The sequence below is a fragment of the Leifsonia tongyongensis genome (genome assembly GCF_010686705.1).
GTDB lineage: Bacteria > Actinomycetota > Actinomycetes > Actinomycetales > Microbacteriaceae > Diaminobutyricibacter > Diaminobutyricibacter tongyongensis.
Genome location: NZ_JAAGWY010000001.1, coordinates 638,727 through 657,323, shown reverse-complemented (window position 1 = coordinate 657,323; position 18,597 = coordinate 638,727). Strand labels below are relative to the sequence as shown.

General features: G+C 68.7%; 14 protein-coding genes. 7 read left to right on the top strand and 7 right to left on the bottom strand.

The features are described 5' to 3' along the window. Positions 1–6: 6 nt before the first annotated feature. Positions 7–879 (bottom strand): membrane protein YczE, encoded by an 873-nt coding sequence (gene yczE / locus G3T36_RS20080; RefSeq protein ID WP_163287937.1) that lies wholly within the window; start codon positions 877–879, stop codon positions 7–9. Positions 880–941: 62 nt separating this feature from the next. Between yczE and G3T36_RS03080 the strand changes: the two genes are divergently transcribed. The 4 genes from G3T36_RS03080 (at position 942) to G3T36_RS03065 (ending at position 7,668) form a co-directional block, all read left to right on the top strand. Then, positions 942–2,513 carry an aminotransferase-like domain-containing protein gene (locus G3T36_RS03080; RefSeq protein WP_163287936.1) on the top strand — a complete coding sequence of 524 codons (1,572 nt, stop codon included), beginning with the start codon at positions 942–944 and terminating at the stop codon, positions 2,511–2,513. A gap of 827 nt (positions 2,514–3,340) precedes the next feature. After that, positions 3,341–3,640: a PDDEXK family nuclease gene (locus G3T36_RS03075; RefSeq protein WP_205244995.1), complete on the top strand. Its 300-nt coding sequence runs from the start codon at positions 3,341–3,343 to the stop codon at positions 3,638–3,640. 256 nt (positions 3,641–3,896) lie between these two features. Beyond that, positions 3,897–7,193: an efflux RND transporter permease subunit gene (locus G3T36_RS03070; RefSeq protein WP_163287934.1), complete on the top strand. Its 3,297-nt coding sequence runs from the start codon at positions 3,897–3,899 to the stop codon at positions 7,191–7,193. 97 nt (positions 7,194–7,290) lie between these two features. Continuing rightward, positions 7,291–7,668 carry a VOC family protein gene (locus tag G3T36_RS03065; RefSeq protein WP_163287933.1) on the top strand — a complete coding sequence of 126 codons (378 nt, stop codon included), beginning with the start codon at positions 7,291–7,293 and terminating at the stop codon, positions 7,666–7,668. 15 nt (positions 7,669–7,683) lie between these two features. On the opposite strand, the gene G3T36_RS03060 is transcribed toward G3T36_RS03065, so the two are convergent. After that, positions 7,684–8,946 carry an FG-GAP-like repeat-containing protein gene (locus tag G3T36_RS03060; protein WP_163287932.1) on the bottom strand — a complete coding sequence of 421 codons (1,263 nt, stop codon included), beginning with the start codon at positions 8,944–8,946 and terminating at the stop codon, positions 7,684–7,686. 321 nt (positions 8,947–9,267) lie between these two features. Continuing rightward, entirely contained in the window at positions 9,268–9,789 is a 522-nt protein-coding gene (locus tag G3T36_RS03055; protein WP_163287931.1) for a hypothetical protein, read from the bottom strand. A 589-nt stretch (positions 9,790–10,378) separates the two neighbouring features. On the opposite strand from G3T36_RS03055, the gene G3T36_RS03050 reads away from it, so the two are divergent. Continuing rightward, positions 10,379–11,359, top strand: coding sequence for an arginase family protein (locus G3T36_RS03050; RefSeq protein WP_163287930.1), 981 nt, complete (start codon positions 10,379–10,381; stop codon positions 11,357–11,359). A gap of 158 nt (positions 11,360–11,517) precedes the next feature. Here the strand turns inward: G3T36_RS03050 and hutI are convergent, their stop codons facing one another. The 3 genes from hutI to hutH are packed head-to-tail and all read right to left on the bottom strand — an operon-like array spanning position 11,518 to position 15,955. Beyond that, positions 11,518–12,711, bottom strand: a complete 1,194-nt coding sequence (gene hutI / locus G3T36_RS03045) for an imidazolonepropionase (protein ID WP_163287929.1) — start codon at positions 12,709–12,711, stop codon at positions 11,518–11,520. Positions 12,712–12,716: 5 nt separating this feature from the next. Further along, complete coding sequence (gene hutU, locus G3T36_RS03040) at positions 12,717–14,372, bottom strand: urocanate hydratase (protein WP_163287928.1); 1,656 nt, start codon at positions 14,370–14,372, stop codon at positions 12,717–12,719. 29 nt (positions 14,373–14,401) lie between these two features. Then, positions 14,402–15,955, bottom strand: a complete 1,554-nt coding sequence (gene hutH, locus G3T36_RS03035; RefSeq protein ID WP_163287927.1) for a histidine ammonia-lyase — start codon at positions 15,953–15,955, stop codon at positions 14,402–14,404. Positions 15,956–16,013: 58 nt separating this feature from the next. Between hutH and G3T36_RS03030 the strand changes: the two genes are divergently transcribed. Further along, on the top strand, positions 16,014–16,811 hold the full coding sequence (locus G3T36_RS03030) for an IclR family transcriptional regulator (RefSeq protein ID WP_240148237.1): 798 nt from the start codon (positions 16,014–16,016) through the stop codon (positions 16,809–16,811). A 103-nt stretch (positions 16,812–16,914) separates the two neighbouring features. Here G3T36_RS03030 and G3T36_RS03025 read toward each other — a convergent pair whose 3' ends face one another. Beyond that, positions 16,915–17,394, bottom strand: a complete 480-nt coding sequence (locus G3T36_RS03025) for a GNAT family N-acetyltransferase (RefSeq protein WP_163287925.1) — start codon at positions 17,392–17,394, stop codon at positions 16,915–16,917. A 37-nt stretch (positions 17,395–17,431) separates the two neighbouring features. Between G3T36_RS03025 and G3T36_RS03020 the strand changes: the two genes are divergently transcribed. Continuing rightward, positions 17,432–18,547: a low temperature requirement protein A gene (locus G3T36_RS03020; protein WP_163287924.1), complete on the top strand. Its 1,116-nt coding sequence runs from the start codon at positions 17,432–17,434 to the stop codon at positions 18,545–18,547. Positions 18,548–18,597 lie beyond the last annotated feature (50 nt).

Here is an 18,597-nt window from a genome sequence, read left to right as displayed (position 1 = left end):
CGGTCGCTAGTGGTGCGGCGCGGGAGCCGGGCGTCCTCTGCGTGCCGACCCGAACAGGCGATCGTCGAGCCAGTAGGCGGCGATGGTGCGCGCATCCGCCCGCCGGACCGGCCGCGCGCGGTCGGGGCCGTTCGCACCGATCGTCGAACTCGTCGCCCGGCGCATGACCCTGTCGTGCGATGCGGCGTCGGACTCGATGAAGATGCCCTCGCGCAGGTCGTACTGGGTCGCCTGCTCGGCTGAGCCCTCGAGTTCACGTTCTTCGGAACTCGCCTTCGCCGCCTCGGGAAGCCGGATGGCGAACAGCGGGAGGGTCAGACTGCACAGCGGGCCGATGAGCAGGGCGAATGCCAGTGTGCCGACGCCCAGGTTGCCGCCGAGGATCCACCCGATGATCAGCACGGTGACCTCGATGCCCGTTCGCACCGACCAGATCGGCCAGCCCGTGCGGGCGTGCAGGCCGGTCATCAGGCCGTCGCGCGGGCCGGGGCCCATCCGCGGACCGATGTACAGGCCGGTCGCGACGGCGAGCAGCAGGAGGCCGCCGGTGAAGAGGGCGACCTCCGCCCACAGCTCGGTCTGCTGCGGGATCAGCCAGAGCCCGAGCTGCGCTGCGGGCCCGATGAGGAGCACGTTCAGCACGGTGCCGAGGCCGGGGCGCTGCCTGAGCGGGATCCAGAACAGCAGCACCACCAGGCCGACGATGTTGGTGATGAGCCCGAACGGGATGCCCGTCTTGAGCGAGAGCCCCTGGGCGAGCACGTCCCACGGGGATACTCCGATGCCGGCGCGGACCATCATGCTGATCGCGATTCCGTAGGCGAACAGGCCGATGAGCAGCTGGGTGAGGCGTCGCGTCAGCAGGAGTCGGGAATTCACACTTCCATCCAATTTCACAATTGGACTTTGATCAAGAGGCCAATTCGCTTAAGGTGGCCTTTATGCCGGATGCTCAGCTCAGCGCACGCGCCCTCGAACCGCTCCTCGGCGAATGGCGGGGGACCGGAGCGCACTACCAGGCGCTGGCCGACCGCATCCGCCTGCTCGTCCTCGACGGACGCATCCCGATCGACACGCGCCTGCCGGCCGAGCGCGACCTCGCAGCACGCCTCGAACTCAGTCGGACGACCGTGAGCGCGGCATACCGTGAGCTCCGCGACGCCGGATTCGTGGCCAGCCTCCGCGGGTCGGGGACACTCACGCGGCTGCCGGGGCCCGTGCTCGTCCCGGCGCCCGCGCAAGCCGAAGGACTCCTCGACTTCAGCAAGGCGGCGCTGCCCGCCGCGACGACACTGGCCGCGGCCGCGCGCGCGGCGGCCGAAGAGCTGCCCCACTTCCTCGCCGACTCGGGCTACGACCCGGTCGGGCTGCCGCACCTGCGCGAGACGATCGCCGAACGCTACCGGATGCGCGGCCTCCCCACCGACGCTGACCAGATCCTTGTCACCGTCGGCGCGCAGCAGGCGATCGCGCTCATCGCGCGGACCCTCCTCAGCCGCGGTGATCGCGCGCTCATCGAGATGCCGACCTATCCCCACGCGTACGAAGCGCTGCGGTCGGCGGGGGCGAGGCTGGTGCCCGTCACCGTCGTGCCGGCCGACGGCGCCGCTCGAGGCGTGCGAGCGATGCGGGGGATGCGGGGGGATGACGCGAGCGGTTCGGCCGGCGTGGTCGGCGGGAGTGGTTCGGCAGGCGGCCGCGGCTCGGTCGGCGCACGCGGCAGCGGCGACGACGGCTGGGATCCCGACGCCATCGAACAGGCCATCGCGCGCTCCAATCCGACCCTCGCGTACGTGATCCCGGATTTCCACAACCCGACCGGCGCATCCATGTCGGTGACGACGCGTGAGCGGCTCCTGGCCGCCGCGGCCGGCCACGGGATGATCGTGGTCGCCGACGAGACCACCGCCGACCTCGACATCGACCGGGCGGAGACCTTCGGCCCGCTCGGGATGTACGGCCAGGGCCGGGCGGGGGATGCGCCGGTCATCCACATCGGATCGGCGAGTAAAAGCCTGTGGGGCGGCCTGCGGATCGGATGGATCCGTGCCGAGCGCGCGACGATCCGCCGGCTGATCGCCGCGAAGCCGGCCAACGACCTCGGCACGCCCATCATCGAACAGCTCGTCGTGGCGCGGATGCTGCCCGACATGGGCTCGATCATGGAAGAGCGGCGCGGGCAGCTGCGCGCCGGCCGGGAAGACGTGCGGATGCTCGTGTCCGAGCGCTTCCCCGAATGGACGATGCCCGCGGTCGACGGCGGCCTCGCCGCCTGGGTGGGTATCGGCGCGCCGATCAGCTCCCAGCTCGCGCTGGGCGCTCGCAACAACGGGCTGTCCATCACCGCAGGGCCGCGGTTCGGCTTCGACGGGGCGTTCGAGCGCTTCCTGCGCATCCCGATCACGTATTCGGCCGGCGAGACGGCTCGCGCGTTCGACGCGCTCGCCGCCGCCTGGGCCGCCGTCCTCCGCCACCCCATCCCCGACACCGGCTACCTCGCCGACGTCGTCTGACCCCCGCGGGCTGCCGCCCGCCTCGCCCCCCTTCCTCGCCCCCCTCGCCCCCTCCCCTCCCTCCTTTCCTGGCGCTGACTTGGCAGTAGGGGTTGTTCTCGCCTCCTGAAAACAGCCACGAGTGCCAAGTCGTAGTCGAGCGGCGGACGACCGGGCGGCGATCCTGTGGAGAGACGGCGACACTCCAGGAGGAAATCGGGCAAGGTCGAGGGATGCGCTTGCCTGGACCCCTGCACCCGCGCTTTCGTGATCTTCCATTCCTGGTCGCCGAAGCGAACCGGGCCGGAGTCGGACGTGCGCGCCTTCGAAGCTCCGATCTCACGGCGCCCTTTCGAGGCGTGCGAACTCCCCGACTCATCGAACCGACTCTCCTGAATCGCTGCGCGGCCTATCTCGGGATCATGCCGGCCGGATCGGTATTCAGTCACGGCACCGCCGCCCTCTTACTGGGCATGCCGGCCCCCGTTCGCGTTGAGCGGGAACGCGCGCTGCATGTCGCTGTCACGCCACCGCGGAGAGCACCCCGAGTCGATGGCATAACCGGACACCAGCTCGACCTTTGCGAGTCCGAGATCACGGTGGTTCGTGGTCTGCCAGTCACTACGCCGGAACGCACGTGGTGCGACCTCGCTCCAGTGCTGTCCGTTCGCGAGCTCGTCGCACTCGGCGACTTCCTGATCGCTCGAACCAGACCGCTGACTTCTCGCGGGAAACTACGCGAGTCCGTCACGCGACGACGAAGGGGCCGAGGAGTCGCAAAACTTTCGGCGGCGTTGGCTCTCCTGAACGAAAGGTCGGAGTCGCCTCAGGAATCGCTGCTGAGAACGATGTTCGTCGAGGCTGGACTCCCTGGCCTGGACGTGAACGTCGAGCTTCGCGATGCTTCGGGGCGATTCGTCGCCCGGCCGGACCTGAGATTTCCCGAGTACCGGCTGGTTGTCGAGTATGAGGGCGATGGGCATCGAACCGATCGCGAACAATGGCGTCGCGACTTCGGGAGGACTGCGCGACTGCAAGTGCTCGGTGAGGAGGTGCTTCGAGTCGGCGCGGCCGATCTCGCGGACGAGCCGCAACTCCTCGCCACGGTGCGGGCTCTGCTGGCGCGTCAGGGATGGAGCCGGACATGACGACTTGGCACTTGCGGTGGTTATGAATCGCGGGGAACGACCACAACTGCCAAGTCGTGGGTCGGCTGGCGGGACGGACGGGATGGGGGCGGGTGGGGGCGCGGGGTGGGGATGGGTGGGGATGGGCGGGGATGGGACCAGGGTCTGATGTTTTTGCACAGGGTGCAATGAGATACTGGCCCCGAGCGCCACAGCAGGCGGCTCCGCCGCCGGGCAGGCGGCACCCCTGTACCCACATTCCGCCAAGGGAACTCCCGTGCATTTTCTCGCTGTCCTGAGCATGAAGAACCGTGCGCTCATCGCACTCGTCACGGTCGTCGTCGCCATCTTCGGAGGGCTCGCGCTGACGAGCCTCAAGCAGGAGCTGGCGCCGTCCATCCAGTTCCCGCAGCTGGCCATCGTGACCAGCTACCCCGGCGCATCCCCCGAAGTCGTCAACAACGATGTCAGCACCCCGATCGAGACAGCGATCCAGGGCGTACCCGACCTGCAGAGCACCTCGGCGGTCAGCAGCACCAACCGCTCGCTGATCACCGCGAAGTTCACCTACGGCACCAACCTCGCCACTGCCGAGCAGAAGATCGACCAGGCCATCAACCGGATCAAGTCCACCCTCCCGGACGGCGTCGACCCGCAGGTGCTCTCCGGGAGTTTCGACGACCTCCCGGTCATCCAGCTCGCCGTCACCAGCGACGAAGACCAGAAGACTCTCGGCGCGAACATCACGAAGCTCGCCATCCCCGACATCAAGGACGTCACGGGCGTCAACGACGCTCAGCTCATCGGTGAGGTCGGGCAGCGTGTCACGATCACTCCGGACAGCGCGAAGCTCGCCTCGGCCGGGCTCACGTCACAGGCGATCAAGGATGCGCTGCAGCAGAACGGCGTGCTCGTCCCTGCCGGCGCGATCACCGAGAACGGCAAGACGCTCTCCGTGCAGACCGGAACCCAGCTCGGCTCTGTGAACGACATCGCCTCGCTCCCCCTCATTCCGTCGCGCGCAGTGGGGGCAGCCGGGGCAGCCGGCGCGACCGGGGCGACCGGCCAGACAGGCGCGGCCGGAGCCGCCGCCGCGCAGGCCGCCGCCGCGCAGCAGGCCGCGACGCCGACCGCGCCCAAAACGATCGGCGACGTCTCGACCGTCGCCATCACGGACGACCCCACAACATCCATCTCGCGTGTCGACGGCAAGCCGGCGCTGACGATCGCCGTGACGAAACTGCCGTCCGCGAACACCGTAGAAGTGTCGAAAGGCGTCAACGCGATCGTCTCCGACCTCGAGGCGAAACTGGGCTCCAACGCGAAGATCACCGTCGTGTTCGACCAGGCGCCGTTCATCGAGCAGTCGATCAACTCGCTCACCGAAGAGGGCCTGCTCGGCCTCTTCTTCGCGGTGCTCGTGATCCTCGTCTTCCTGCTCTCCGTGCGGGCGACACTCGTCACCGCCATCTCGATCCCCACCAGCGTGCTCATCACGTTCATCGGGTTGCAGGCGACCGGCTACACGCTCAACATCATCACGCTGGGCGCGTTGACCATCGCGATCGGGCGCGTCGTCGACGACTCGATCGTCGTCATCGAGAACATCAAGCGGCAGATGGTGCACGGCGCCGACCGTGCGGCGACCATCGTGCGGGCCGTGCGGGAGGTCGCGGGCGCGATCACCGCATCCACGATCACCACCGTCGCCGTGTTCCTGCCGATCGCCTTCGTCGGCGATGTCACGGGCGAGCTCTTCAGGCCGTTCGCCCTCACGGTGACGATCGCTCTCCTGTCGTCGCTGCTGGTTGCCCTGACGATCGTCCCCGTGCTCGCGTACTGGTTCCTGCGTCCGCCGAAGGGGAGCAAGCATGAGATCGTCGTGCTCTCGGAGGATGAGGGCGGTGCCCCCGGCGAAGACGAGCTCGAGCATCCGTCGCGCCTGCAGAAGGGCTACCTGCCGATCATCCGCTGGACCCTCAGGTACTCGAAGACGACCATCGCCATCGCGCTGGTGATCCTCATCGGGACCATCCTGCTCACCCCGCTGATGAAGACGAACTTCCTCGGGTCGACCGGGCAGAACACGCTGACGATCTCGCAGACACTCCCGCCGGGCACGAGCCTGGAGGCGCAGGATGCTGCGGCGAAGGTCGTCGAGCAGAAACTCCTCGACACCAAGGGCATCAAGACGGTGCAGCTGTCCATCGGCTCGACCGGAAGCGCCCTGCGTGATGCCTTCTCCGGCGGCGGCGGCAGCATCACGTTCTCGGTGACCACCGACCCGAACGCCGACCAGGAAGCCCTGAAGAGCACAGTCGAGTCCGAGCTGTCGAAGATCAGCGGCCAGGGCGACATCACGGTCTCGTCGTCGAGTGGTTTCGGCGCATCCACCGACATCGAGATCGACATCACCGCGTCGACGAACGAGGACCTCCAGACCTCGACGGATGCGATCGTCGCCTCACTGAAGAAGCTCGACTCGATCAAGCAGACGTCCGACAACCTCAGTGCGTCGCTCCCGTACGTCGCCGTCAAGGTGGACCGCATCAAGGCCGCACAGGCCGGGCTCAGTGAGGTCGCCGTCGGCACTGTCGTCTCGCAGGCCATGCAGCCGACCACGGTCGGTTCGGTAGCGATCGACAACTCGACGCTGAAGATCTACATCCAGAGCGACAACCCGCCGACGACGGTCGCCGCGCTTTCGGCACTGAAGGTCCCGACAGCGGCGGGTCCGGTCGCGCTCGACACGCTCGCCTCCGTCGCGCAGACCAACGGGCCCGCGACCGTCACCACGGAACGCGGACTCCGGAGTGCGACCATCACCGCCACGCCCGGGACCGACAACCTGTCGACCGCCAACGCCGACGTGCAGAAGGCACTCAAGGACACCGACCTGCCGTCCGGCGCGACCGCGAAGATCGGCGGTGTGACGGCGAGCCAGTCGGACGCCTTCTCGCAGCTCGGGATCGCGCTGCTCGCGGCCATCCTGATCGTCTACATCGTCATGGTCGCGACCTTCCGCTCGCTGCGCCAGCCGCTGCTGCTGCTCGTCTCGGTGCCGTTCGCGGCCACCGGTGCGATCATCCTGCAGATCATCTCGGGCATCCCGCTCGGTGTCGCGTCGCTCATCGGTGTGCTGATGCTCATCGGAATCGTCGTCACCAACGCGATCGTGCTCGTCGACCTGGTCAACCAGTACCGGCGCCGGGGTCGGTCGGTGCCCGACGCCGTGCTGCACGGGGCGTCGCGTCGTCTGCGCCCCATCCTGATGACGGCGCTCGCGACGATCTTCGCGCTGCTCCCGATGGCGATCGGCCTCACCGGTCACGGCGGGTTCATCTCGCAGCCGCTCGCGATCGTCGTGATCGGCGGTCTCGTCTCGTCGACGCTGCTCACGCTGGTCGTGCTGCCCACCTTGTACAACCTGGTGGAGGGCGCGCGGGAGCGGCGGGTCGCGCGGCGTGCTGCGAAGGTAGCGGCGGGCGAGCATGTCGAGCCCGATTGGGAGAAGGCACCCCAGATGCAACAGGGAACGCCTGACGACGAAGTGCCTGAGCCCGCACAGTCATAACGGATCACGTGCGTTCTCGCGAAGGCCGCCTCGCCGCTCTGGCGCGGGCGGCCTTTCCGCTGAATACTGGGGTGACTCCCGGGAAGGCGGATCACCGATGGAAATCCTCCAGGTCGCACAGCATGCGGATGACCTCGACCGCGCTGCTGAGTTCTACGAGCGCCTTCTCGGTGGCCCGCCGGCGGCGCGGTTCGATTCTCCCGGGCTGCTGTTCTTCAACATCGGGATCGGGCGTTTGCTGCTCGAGGAGGCGGCGCCCTCGGCTCTTGTCTACCTGCAGGTCGACGACGTGCGCGCCCGAATCGAGGAGTTGCGGGCGGATGCGGTTGAGATTATCGGCGAACCTCACGTCATCTTCACCCACACCGATGACACCCTGGGGCCGGCCGGCACGGACGAGTGGATGGGGTTCATCCGCGACAGCGAAGGCAACACCGTCGGGCTGGTGAGTCACGAGCCGCGGCACGATCCGTGAGGGTCGCGATTCCGGCTATCGTGTGGCGAGTTGGCTGGAGGGAACGCCCGCTGCCGCGGTGATGACCCATTGGCTGTTGCCGCCGTAGGAGACCCACCATTGCCCGTTGGGGTTGGCCCAGAACACGTCCGCCTTGCCGTCGCCGTTGAGATCCGCGACCTGGAGTTGCTCACCCGGAACGCCTGCTGTTGCGGTGATGATCCATTTGGTGTTGCCCCCGTAGGAGACCCACCACTGTCCGTTCGGGTTGGTCCAGAGCACATCGGCCTTGCCGTCACCGTTGAAATCGCCGAACCTCAACTGCTCGACCGGGACGCCTGCACTGGCCATGACCTGCCATTTACTGTTGCCGCCGTAGGACACCCACCATTGGCCGTTCGGGTTGGCCCAGAATACGTCGTCCTTGCCGTCGCCGTTGAAGTCCGCGATCCGGAGCTTCCCCGCTGGGACGACGGCGGTCGCTGTTATCGCCCACTTGCTGTTGCCGCCGTAGGACACCCACCAATGGCCGTTCGGGTGAGCGTAGAACACGTCTGCCTTCCCGTCACCATTGAAATCGCCGAGCTGAAGCTGCTCACCGGGAACTCCCGCGCTGGCGAGGATCTGCCATTTGGTGTTGCCGCCGTAGGAGACCCACCACTGTCCGTTCGGGTTCGGCCAGAATACGTCGTCCGTGCCGTCTCCGTTGAAATCGGCGAACTGCAAGTAGTCGATCGGCACACCGGTGCTCGCAGAGATGCGCCATTTGGAGTTGCCACTGTCGGACACCCACCATTGCCCGTTGGGGTTGGCAAAGAACACATCCGCTCGTCTGTCGTGATTGAAGTCAGTGCTGTTCGCCGAGCGCGGCAGCGGACAACCCGAGAAGAGCGAGAACCCCGGCGTCGACGGGCACAAGTCGGTGCCGGCTGACGACGATGAGGTGGGGATGTTCAGTTTCGCGCCGCCCGAGCGAAGGAAATCGACGTGCTGGTGATGACAACCCGTGGCAGAGAACCGCTCAAAGTTGGAGAAGCTGCCATCTTCACAGTTCTTTTCAGCGCGGGAGCCGGCCGGGATAACGCCTGATAGAAAGGAGAGGAGGGCCTTCGAGTAAGCGGGTGACGGTGAGCCGAGGCCCCCAATTGTGCCGAAGTCGATGCCTTGCGGCGGTGACAGTCGCTCGACGCAGTGGACTGGACTGATGTCAATCGTTCTTCCATCGCACGTTGCCCCCGGATCGCCGGCACAATTGCGATTGAGATCGTTGAGCTGGACAGATCCGTACTTCTTCGCCACGATTGCGACAACTTGGAGGGAGCGTACGTCGACATCACAACGGGCTCCCGGTCCGATTGAGCCACTTGCGATTCCACTGATCGTCGGAATGATTCCGGAATAGCCGCCGGTGAGTTTCGGCCGACCGGGAGTCCCATTCGTGTAGGTCATCAGGAGTTGCGCGACTTCTCTTCTCCCGGCGGGAATGTCGGCACAGGCTGAATCCGCACACGTTGTTGCGGCGTGTGCGGGCACCTGCTCTGAAAGTTGAAAGAGAAGGCCGGCGACAAGCGTTGACCCGACCGCGGTCCAGAGCGCACGAGCGACGGCTCGCACCTGGCGTCATCGCCCTTCGTTCGAGCCGGCGCCATGCTCGTCTAGAAGCGGAATGCCGAGCGCGACGCAGTCCTTGTGCAGTATCACGGCGTCCCGCTGATCCCGCTCGAAGTCGTCTTGCGAGTCGCTCAACCCTGCCTTGATGAAGGACGCTTGCGAGGTTCGGACATGGGTGGCCAGGTATTGCCACATCGGGTCACCAGCGCCTGCTTGATCGGCAAGCGCCCCGGCTCGCACGTAGGCCTCGGGTAGCTTCCCGTCCTCCATCCCGGATTGCTGGAGCACTCCGCACGCCTGGACGGCGAGGTCCCGGGCGTCATCGAGAACGTTCGAATCAACGTTGCTCGACGGCGTCAGAGGCTGCGTGGACCGAGTGCCTGGCGGTGGCGACTCGAGTCGTATGGATCCGCTTGAGGTTTGCCGGGCGCTCTCCGGTTCGTGCGTGCATCCAGTCAGCAGCGCCGCGACGGCGCTGCAAAGCGCTGCGGTCAGGGCGATCTGCGTGTGAAACTTCGCGGTGAATGTCATGTTTTCGGCCTCTCTTTGATCCCCGACGCTCGGTGCGATAGGCGAGTCCGAGCGCACCGAGCGATCAGTCCGGGCTTCGGGCTTCGATGAGCTTCCGATACGGTATCAGGTATTAATACCCGGGGTACAAACGCACTATAGGGAAGAGTTCGATGGAAGACTTCGGTTGGTACTGGCTCGTGCTGGCTTTGCTGAACGCTCGATGGGCTCGAGGGATGAACCGATCGGGTATGAACTGGTTCGTGATCTCACTGTTCGTCGGTCCGCACGCCGCGGTCCTGATTCGGGTGTGGCCGCGATTGCCCGAGTCGGGATCACCGGGCTGGACCCCAAGGCAATTCGTCTCCGGCGGTGCTGTGGCGCTCACCGGGGCGTCGGTGTGTGCGTGGCTCGCTCTCGCGCGGGACGGGGGCAGGCTCCTCTGGACGATGTGCGCCCTCTGCCTGATTGGGGCGGGCGCGTTTGGATGGCTGTTCGCGCGGGAGTGCGCGGCGTGAGCTGAGGGAGAAGGTGTCCGCGTCCGTCATCCCAGACAGGCGCGCCGCGGCGGGTGTTCCCGTCGGGCATCGGCCTTGATAGCTTCGACAGCGTGACTCCGCGTGCGCTCTCCGTCGACCCGCTGTGGCCGCGAACCGGCGACTGGCCGGCGCCGGGCGCATTCCCCGCAGACGCGCGTTTCGACCTGGCGCTGCTCGGCATCCCGACCTGGCGTACCTCGCTCTCGCAGACGGGCGCAGGCGAGACCCCTGCAGCGGTCCGGGCCGCGCTCCGCTATTACAGCGCCTACGTGACGCCTGACCGTGGCGCCGATCGGACCGGCCGAGAGCGCGGTGGACTGGGCGGCCGCCCCGGAACTGAAGGGGCATCCCGTAACCTTGCAGACCTCGCGATCGTGGATGCGGGCGACGTCACCGAGCCGGACGGGCCCGAGGGCGAAGCCCGCGCGATCGCTGCGATGGCGGATGCAGCGGCCCGCTCGACGGCGGTCGTCGCGCTCGGCGGCGACAATGCCCTCACGGTCCCCGCCTCCCTCGGCGCGTGGGGAGCCGACCGTTCCACCGCCGGCCTCGTCACCCTCGACGCGCACCACGACCTGCGCGACGGTGTCAGCAATGGGTCACCGGTGCGCCGGTTGATCGAGGCGGGTCTGGACGGGAACCGGGTCGTCCAGGTGGGTATCGCCGATTTCGCGAACTCTGCCGAGTACTCGGCGCGCGCCCGCGACCTCGGCATCACGGTCATCCACCGCGACGAGTTGCACCGGCGTCCGATCGAGGACGTGATGGCGGAGGCGTTCGAGCTCGCCGGCAGCGCGGGCGGCCCCATCCACGTCGACCTGGACGTCGACGTCTGCGACCGCTCGGTCGCTCCCGGATGCCCGGCCTCCGTGCCCGGCGGAATCTCGGCTTACGAGCTGCGCAAGGCGGCGCGCGCGGCGGGCGCGCATCCATCCGCGCGGTCGCTCGACCTGGCCGAGGTCGACGCCACGGCGGATGCTCCGGACGGCCGCACTGTGCGCCTCACCGCCCTCTGCGTGCTCGAGTTCGCTGCCGGCCTCTGCGCCCGCTGACCGCCGCGCCGCCCGGCTGCGACTCGTCGAGAGTCGCCGCTCCAGCCGAGTTGACCCGGCACAGCGGTGACACTCGGCGCTACGGGCGACTCTCGCCGACACTCGGCGGTAACGGGGACTCTCGGCGGAAGGTGGGGCGGCGGGGGAAGGGAGGCGCGTCACGCGACGCGCACGCCGTCCTTCCAGGTCGCGGAGACGAGCGGCACGCCCGGCCGGTACGCGAGGTGCACATACGACGGCGCGGCCAGCGCGGCCAGGTCCGCCCGCGCCCCGACGGCGACCCGGCCAATGTCCGACCGCCGCAGCGCCGCTGCCCCGCCGGCCGTCGCCGACCAGAGGGCTTCGGCAGGCGTCATGCCCATGTCGCGCACGGCGACGGCGATGCAGAACGGCATCGACGAGGTGAACGACGAGCCGGGGTTGCAGTCGCACGCGATCGCGACGGTGACGCCCGCGTCGATGAGGCGGCGCGCATCCGGGTACGGCTGGCGGGTCGAGAACTCGACCCCCGGCAGCAGGGTGGTTACCGTGGATGACCCGGCCAGCGCAGCGATGTCGGCGTCGGTCAGGTAGGTGCAGTGGTCCACGCTCGCCGCTCCGAGCGACACGGCGAGCTGCACGCCTTCGCCGGGGCCGAGCTGGCTGGCGTGCACGCGCAGCCCGAGTCCCCGCACGGCGCCCGCCTCGAGGATGCGCCGCGATTGCTCCACGGTGAATGCGCCCGTCTCGCAGAAAACGTCGATCCAGCGGGCGTGCGGTGCGCACGCGTCGAGCATGGGGCCGGTGACGAGGTCGACGTAGGCGTCGGGGTCGGCGGCGTAGTCGGTCGGGACGACGTGCGCACCGAGGAAGGTCACCTCGTCGGTCACGGATGCAGCAAGAGCGACCAGCCGCTCCTCGTCGTGCACGCTCAGCCCGTACCCGCTCTTGATCTCGACGGTCGTCGTCCCCTGGCGGTGCAGCTCGCGGATGAATCCCCGCAGCCTCGCCAGCAACTCCGAATCGCTCGCCGCACGGGTCGCCGCCACCGTGCTGCGGATCCCGCCGGCGGTGTACGGCGTGCCGGACATCCGCGCCTCGAACTCGGCCGACCGGTCCCCCGCGAACACGAGGTGGCTGTGCGAGTCCACGAACCCGGGGATGACCGTCGCCCCGCCGAGGTCCGTCACGACCTCGGCCGCACGGGCGGCAGCGGGGGCGGCGGATGCGTTCCCCACCCACGCGACGCGGCCCTCCTCGATCAGCACCGCGGCATCCGCCACCAGACCGAGCCGGTCGACGCCGGTCGCAGCGGGGTCTGCCGGATCGTTCGTGACGAGCTGGCCGATGCCGGTGAGGAGTTCGCGGGTCACGCCGCTCAGTCTTCCATCATGGGGACGCGCAGACCGCGCTCACGCGCCACCTCGGCCGCCCGTTCGTAGCCGGCGTCGACGTGCCTCATGACGCCTGTACCCGGGTCGTTGGTGAGCACGCGTTCGATCTTCTCGGCGGCGAGCGGGGTGCCGTCGGCGACGACGACCTGGCCGGCGTGGATGGACCGGCCGATGCCGACGCCACCGCCGTGGTGGATCGACACCCAGGTCGCTCCGGATGCGGTGTTGAGCAGCGCATTGAGGAGCGGCCAGTCGGCGATCGCATCCGAGCCGTCCGCCATGGCCTCCGTCTCGCGGTACGGCGACGCGACGGAGCCGGAGTCGAGGTGGTCGCGCCCGATGACGACCGGTGCGCTCAGCTCGCCGCTGGCGACCATCTCATTGAACTTGAGCCCGGCGAGGTGACGCTCCTTGTAACCGAGCCAGCAGATGCGAGCGGGCAGGCCTTCGAAGTGCACCTTCTCACCGGCCTGGGTGATCCAGCGGCGCAGGTGCTCGTCCTCGGGGAACAGTTCGAGGATCGCGCGGTCCGTCGCAGCGATGTCGGCCGGGTCGCCCGAGAGCGCGGCCCACCGGAACGGACCCTTGCCTTCGGCGAACAGCGGGCGGATGTAGGCGGGCACGAACCCGGGGAACTCGAACGCCCGCTCGTACCCTCCGAGCTGCGCCTCGGCACGGATCGAGTTGCCGTAGTCGAAGACCTCGGCCCCCGCATCCTGGAACTCGACCATGGCCTTCACGTGCTTCGCCATCGAGGCCCGGGCGCGCAGGGTGAAGTCCACCGGGTCGGCTGCGGCCACGTCGTGCCATTCGGCGACCGAGATCCCCTCGGGCAGGTAACTGAGCGGGTCGTGAGCGCTCGTCTGGTCGGTGACGATGTCGATCGCGACACCGCGGGCGAGCAGCTCGGGGAAGACGGTCGCCGCGTTGCCGACGAAGCCGACACTGAGCGGGCGGCGCGCTTCCTTGGCAGCGAGCACCCGGGCGACCGCGTCGTCGAGGTCGTCGGTGAGCTCATCCAGGTACCCGTGGTCGACCCGGCGCTGCAGGCGCGTGACGTCGACGTCGACGATGAGCACGACGCCCTCGTTCATGGTCACAGCGAGCGGCTGGGCCCCGCCCATCCCACCGGCGCCGCCGGTCAGGGTGAGGGTGCCGGCGAGCGTGCCCCCGAACCGCTTCGCGGCGATCGCGGCGAACGTCTCGTACGTGCCCTGCAGGATGCCCTGGGTGCCGATGTAGATCCACGAGCCGGCCGTCATCTGCCCGTACATCGTCAGCCCCAGCGCCTCGAGGCGGCGGAACTCCGGCCAGGTCGCCCAGTCGCCCACCAGGTTCGAGTTGGCGATGAGCACCCGCGGCGCCCACTCGTGCGTGCGGAACACGCCCACCGGCTTGCCGGACTGCACGAGCAGGGTCTCGTCGGCTTCGAGCGTCGTGAGGGTGCGCACGATGGCGTCGTACGCATCCCAGTTGCGCGCCGCCTTGCCGGTGCCGCCGTAGACGACCAGATCGTCGGGCCGTTCGGCGACCTCGGGGTCGAGGTTGTTCATCAGCATGCGGAGGGGACCCTCCGTCTGCCACGACTTGGCGGTCAGGGTGGTGCCGCGCGACGCGCGGACTTCACGGGGTCCCGACATGGTGTGCTCCTTCTTAAGGGGGATGTGGGTCAGTTCAGCGGGCCGGTGACGGCTTCGGCGGCGGCGAGGATGCGCCCCTCCTGCACGAGCGCGACGACGGCTTCGATCTCGGGCGAGAGGTAGCGGTCGGGGCCGGGGCCGGCGGCGACCTCGCGGACGGCGGCGAGCACGGCGCCGGTCGCCGCACCCGGAAGCAGGGGCGCACGGAGCTCGGCTCCACGGGCCGCCGTCATGATCTCGATGGCGAGGACGCGACCGAGCCCGTCGAGGCTGCGGCGCAGTTTGCGTGCGGCCGCCCACCCCATCGAGACGTGGTCCTCCTGCATCGCCGACGACGGGATCGAGTCGACCGAGGCGGGCGCGGCGAGGCGCTTCAGCTCGGAGACGATGCCGGCGGCGGTGTACTGGGCGATCATCAGGCCGGAGTCGACGCCCACCTCGTGCGCCAGGAACGGCGTGAGGCCCTGGTTGCGCGCCGGGTCGAGGAAGCGGTCGGTGCGGCGCTCCGACATGCTGGCGACATCAGCGGCCGCGATGGCCAGGAAGTCGAGCACGTAGGCGACAGGCGCACCGTGGAAGTTGCCGTTCGACTCCACGCGGCCGTCGAGGGTCAGCACGGGATTGTCCACGGCGGAGGCGAGCTCGCGCTCAGCGACGAGTTCGGCGTGTCCCAGAGTGTCGCGAGCCGCCCCGTGGACCTGGGGTGCGCAGCGCAACGAGTAGGCGTCCTGCACCCGGGTGCACTCGGGACCCTTGTGGCTGGCGACGATGGGGGAGCCGGCGAGCACCGCGCGGAAGTTCGCGGCGGCGAGGGCCTGGCCGTGCTGCGGACGCAGGCGCTGCAGGTCGTCGGCGAAGACGGCATCCGTCCCCATGAGCGCTTCGACGCTCATCGCGGCGGCGATGTCGGCCGTCGTGAGGAGGGCTGCGAGGTCGTGGGCGGCGAGAGCGAGCATCCCGAGCATCCCGTCGGTGCCGTTGATGAGGGCGAGGCCCTCCTTCTCGGCGAGGCGGAGGGGCTGGATGCCGGCAGCAGCGAGCGCGTCGGCCGCGTCGACGAGTTCGCCGGCCACGCGAACCTGGCCCTCGCCCATCGCCGCGAGGGCGCAGTGCGCGAGAGGAGCGAGGTCGCCGGAGCATCCGAGCGATCCGTACTCGCGCACGATCGGGGTGATGCCGGCGTTGAGCAGGGCGGCGTACGTCTCGACCGTGGTGCGGCGCGCGCCGGTGCGGCCGGTCATCAGGGTGGAGAGGCGGAGCAGCATGAGGGCGCGCACGACTTCGCGTTCGACCTCGGGACCGGAGCCGGCGGCGTGCGACCGGACGAGGCTGGCCTGGAGCTGGGCGCGGCGGTCGGCGGGGATGAACGTGGTGGCGAGCGCGCCGAAGCCGGTCGAGATGCCGTAGTGCGGCTCGGTGTCGTCGGCGAGGGCTTCGATGATGGCGCGGGATGCCTCGACCGCGTCCAGGGCGGCAAGGTCGAGTTCGACGGGGGCGTCGTGGCGGGCGACGGCGACGACGTCCGCGATGGTGAGGGGGCCGACGCCGACGGAGACGCGGCCCACGGACGTGATGGTGGTCATGCTCTCGATCCCACACCAGCGCGATGGCGCGCACAATCCGGATACACTGCTCGGTGTCTTGAATTCCAGACGGGAGGTGCGCGTGGCCGGGAGCTCGAAGGTGCCCGCAGCGGAGAACACGCTCCAGGTGCTCAGCTTCCTCGCGGCCCAGCGCGGTCCGGTGCCTGCGGCGACGATCGCCTCGTCCCTCGACCTGCCCCGCTCGACCGTGTACCACCTGCTCGCGGTGCTCGTCGACCACGGCTTCGTGCTGCACCTACCCGAGGCGCGCCGCTACGGGCTGGGAGTCCGCTCCTACGAACTGAGTTCGGCGTTCTCGCGGCAGGAGCCGCTGAGCCGGCTGGGGCGTCCCATCCTCGCCGGGCTCGTCGACCGCATCGGCGAGTCCGGGCATCTCGCCGTGCTTCACGGTCGCGACGTGGTCTACATCGTCGAGGAGCGCGCTCCGCGTCGCCCTCGGCTGGTGACGGACGTGGGGGTGCGGCTGCCGAGTCACCTCACGGCGAGCGGGCGGGCGCTCCTGGCGACCTTGCCGGCCGGGCAGGTGCGGGCGCTGTACCCGGACGCGGCGGCGTTCGTCGACCGGAACGGGGGAGAGCCCCACACGTATGGGGCGCTGAAGCGCATCCTCGAACGGGTGCGCGCCGACGGCTACGCGACCGAGGACGGCGAGGTGACGCCCGGTTTCGCGTCGGTGGCCGTGCCGGTGCGCGACCATGCCGGGTGGCCGGCGGCCGGGATCGCGATCACGTTTCCGCGGGAGAACATTTCGCACGACGAGTGGGCGGAGCTGGCGGCGCAGGTCACGGCGGCGGCTGCGGAGCTGTCGCGGCGCATCCGCGGGCTGCCCGTCTGAGTCTGGTATGCCGGACGCACGGTGAGGTCGCCGCACTAATTGCGTCCGAGCGCACTAAGTACAGCTAGTGCGGTGGGAAGTAAGTAGTGCGGGTGGCGCGGGATCAGTGGGCAGCGGCGGCAGCGGCGAGCGGCTTCGCGTAGCAGACGCTGAACTGGTCGCCGACATACGGGCCGAAATTGGGGATGCGCGTGTAGCCGCGCTTCTCGTACAGCGCGATGGCCGCGTGCTGCAGCGGGCCCGTCTCCAGCTGGATCGTCTGCACGCCGGCTTCGGAAGCGGCGGCCTCGAGCCGGTCCATGAGTGCGGATGCGAGGCCCTGGCCGCGCGCATCCTCGTGCACGAACATCCGCTTCAGTTCTGCCGTGCGGTCGGGCCTTTCGATGAGCGCCGCCATGCCGAGTGCGCTCCCCGCCGCGTCGCGACCGACGAAGACCGTGACGCCGGGCCGCTCGAGTTCGCCGACATCGAGCAGGTAGCAGCTCTCCGGCGGATAGAGCGAGAACGTGAACTCGTCGCCGAGGCGCAGCAGCTCCTCGATTCCGGGGGTGCGCGGCGGCTCGATCGCGATGGTCAAAGTCACCCCACCACGATAACGGCGGCGCGGCTACGCTCGCTGCATGGCCCAACGCCTCGAACGCGCCGCCGAACGAGTGTCGTCGGTGGAACTCCTCTTCGACCTGGTGTTCGTGTTCACGATCACTCAGGTGACGGAGATCGTGGTCGCGCATCCGAATGTCACCGGCGTCGCGCAGGCGGCGCTGACCATGGCTGTGGTGTGGTGGATGTACGACGCGTTCGCGTGGCTGACCAATCAGTCGGGCGAAGGGGCGGGCCTCCGCATAGGGCTCGTCTCGGCGATGATCGCCTTCCTGTTGCTGGCGGTGGCGATCCCGGAGGCGTTCGGTGCGTCCGGGATCCTGTTCGGATTCGCGTACCTCGCGATCGTCCTCATCCATTTCACGCTCTTCGCGAAGTTCGGGGCGGCGGGCTCCGCGCGCTCGATGCTGCGCGTTGTTCCGTTCAATGTCGCCGGAGCGCTCCTGGTGGTGTGGGCGGGGTTCGTGACCGGGCCGGCCGACTGGATCCTCTTCTCACTCGCGATCCTGGTGATGATCCTGACGTCGTTCACGGTCGGGCCGGCGGGTTTCGACATCGGGGCCTCGCACTTCGTGGAGCGGCACGGCCTGCTGATGATCATCGCCTTCGGCGAGTCGATCGTGTCGGTCGGTGTTGGGGCCGGAAGCCACGCGTTCGACCTCGGCATCCTCGTCGGAACGGTTCTCTGCGTCGGAATCGTCGCGGCCCTCTGGTGGTGCTATTTCACCGGCGACGACGAGCGTGCCGGTCGCAGCATGACCGAAACACCGAGCCGCAGACGGTCGTATCTCGCCCTCACCGCGTTCGGCCTGGACCATTTCGTGATGATCTTCGGACTGATCCTGCTCGCGGCCGGCGTGAAACTGTCGATCGGGAACGTCTTCGCGGTCGCTCCGCCGGTCGCCGCGATCCTGCTGGGGTCGGGCGTCGCGCTCTATCTGGTCGGGGATGCGCGTTACCGCCAGGAGCTGGAACTCGGCCCGGCGGCACTCCGGTATGCGGGCGCGGCGCTCGCTGCAGCGAGCATCCTTCTCGGCCTTGCCGTGCCGGTGGCATGGCAACTGCTCGTCTTGCTCGTGATCGTGGTTGCCGTGATCGCCCTCGAATGGAAACGCGATTCGCAGAAGTCACCGTGACTTCCCAGCCGCCATCCGGTAACGTAGGAAGGTCGGCTCTTGACACCGCG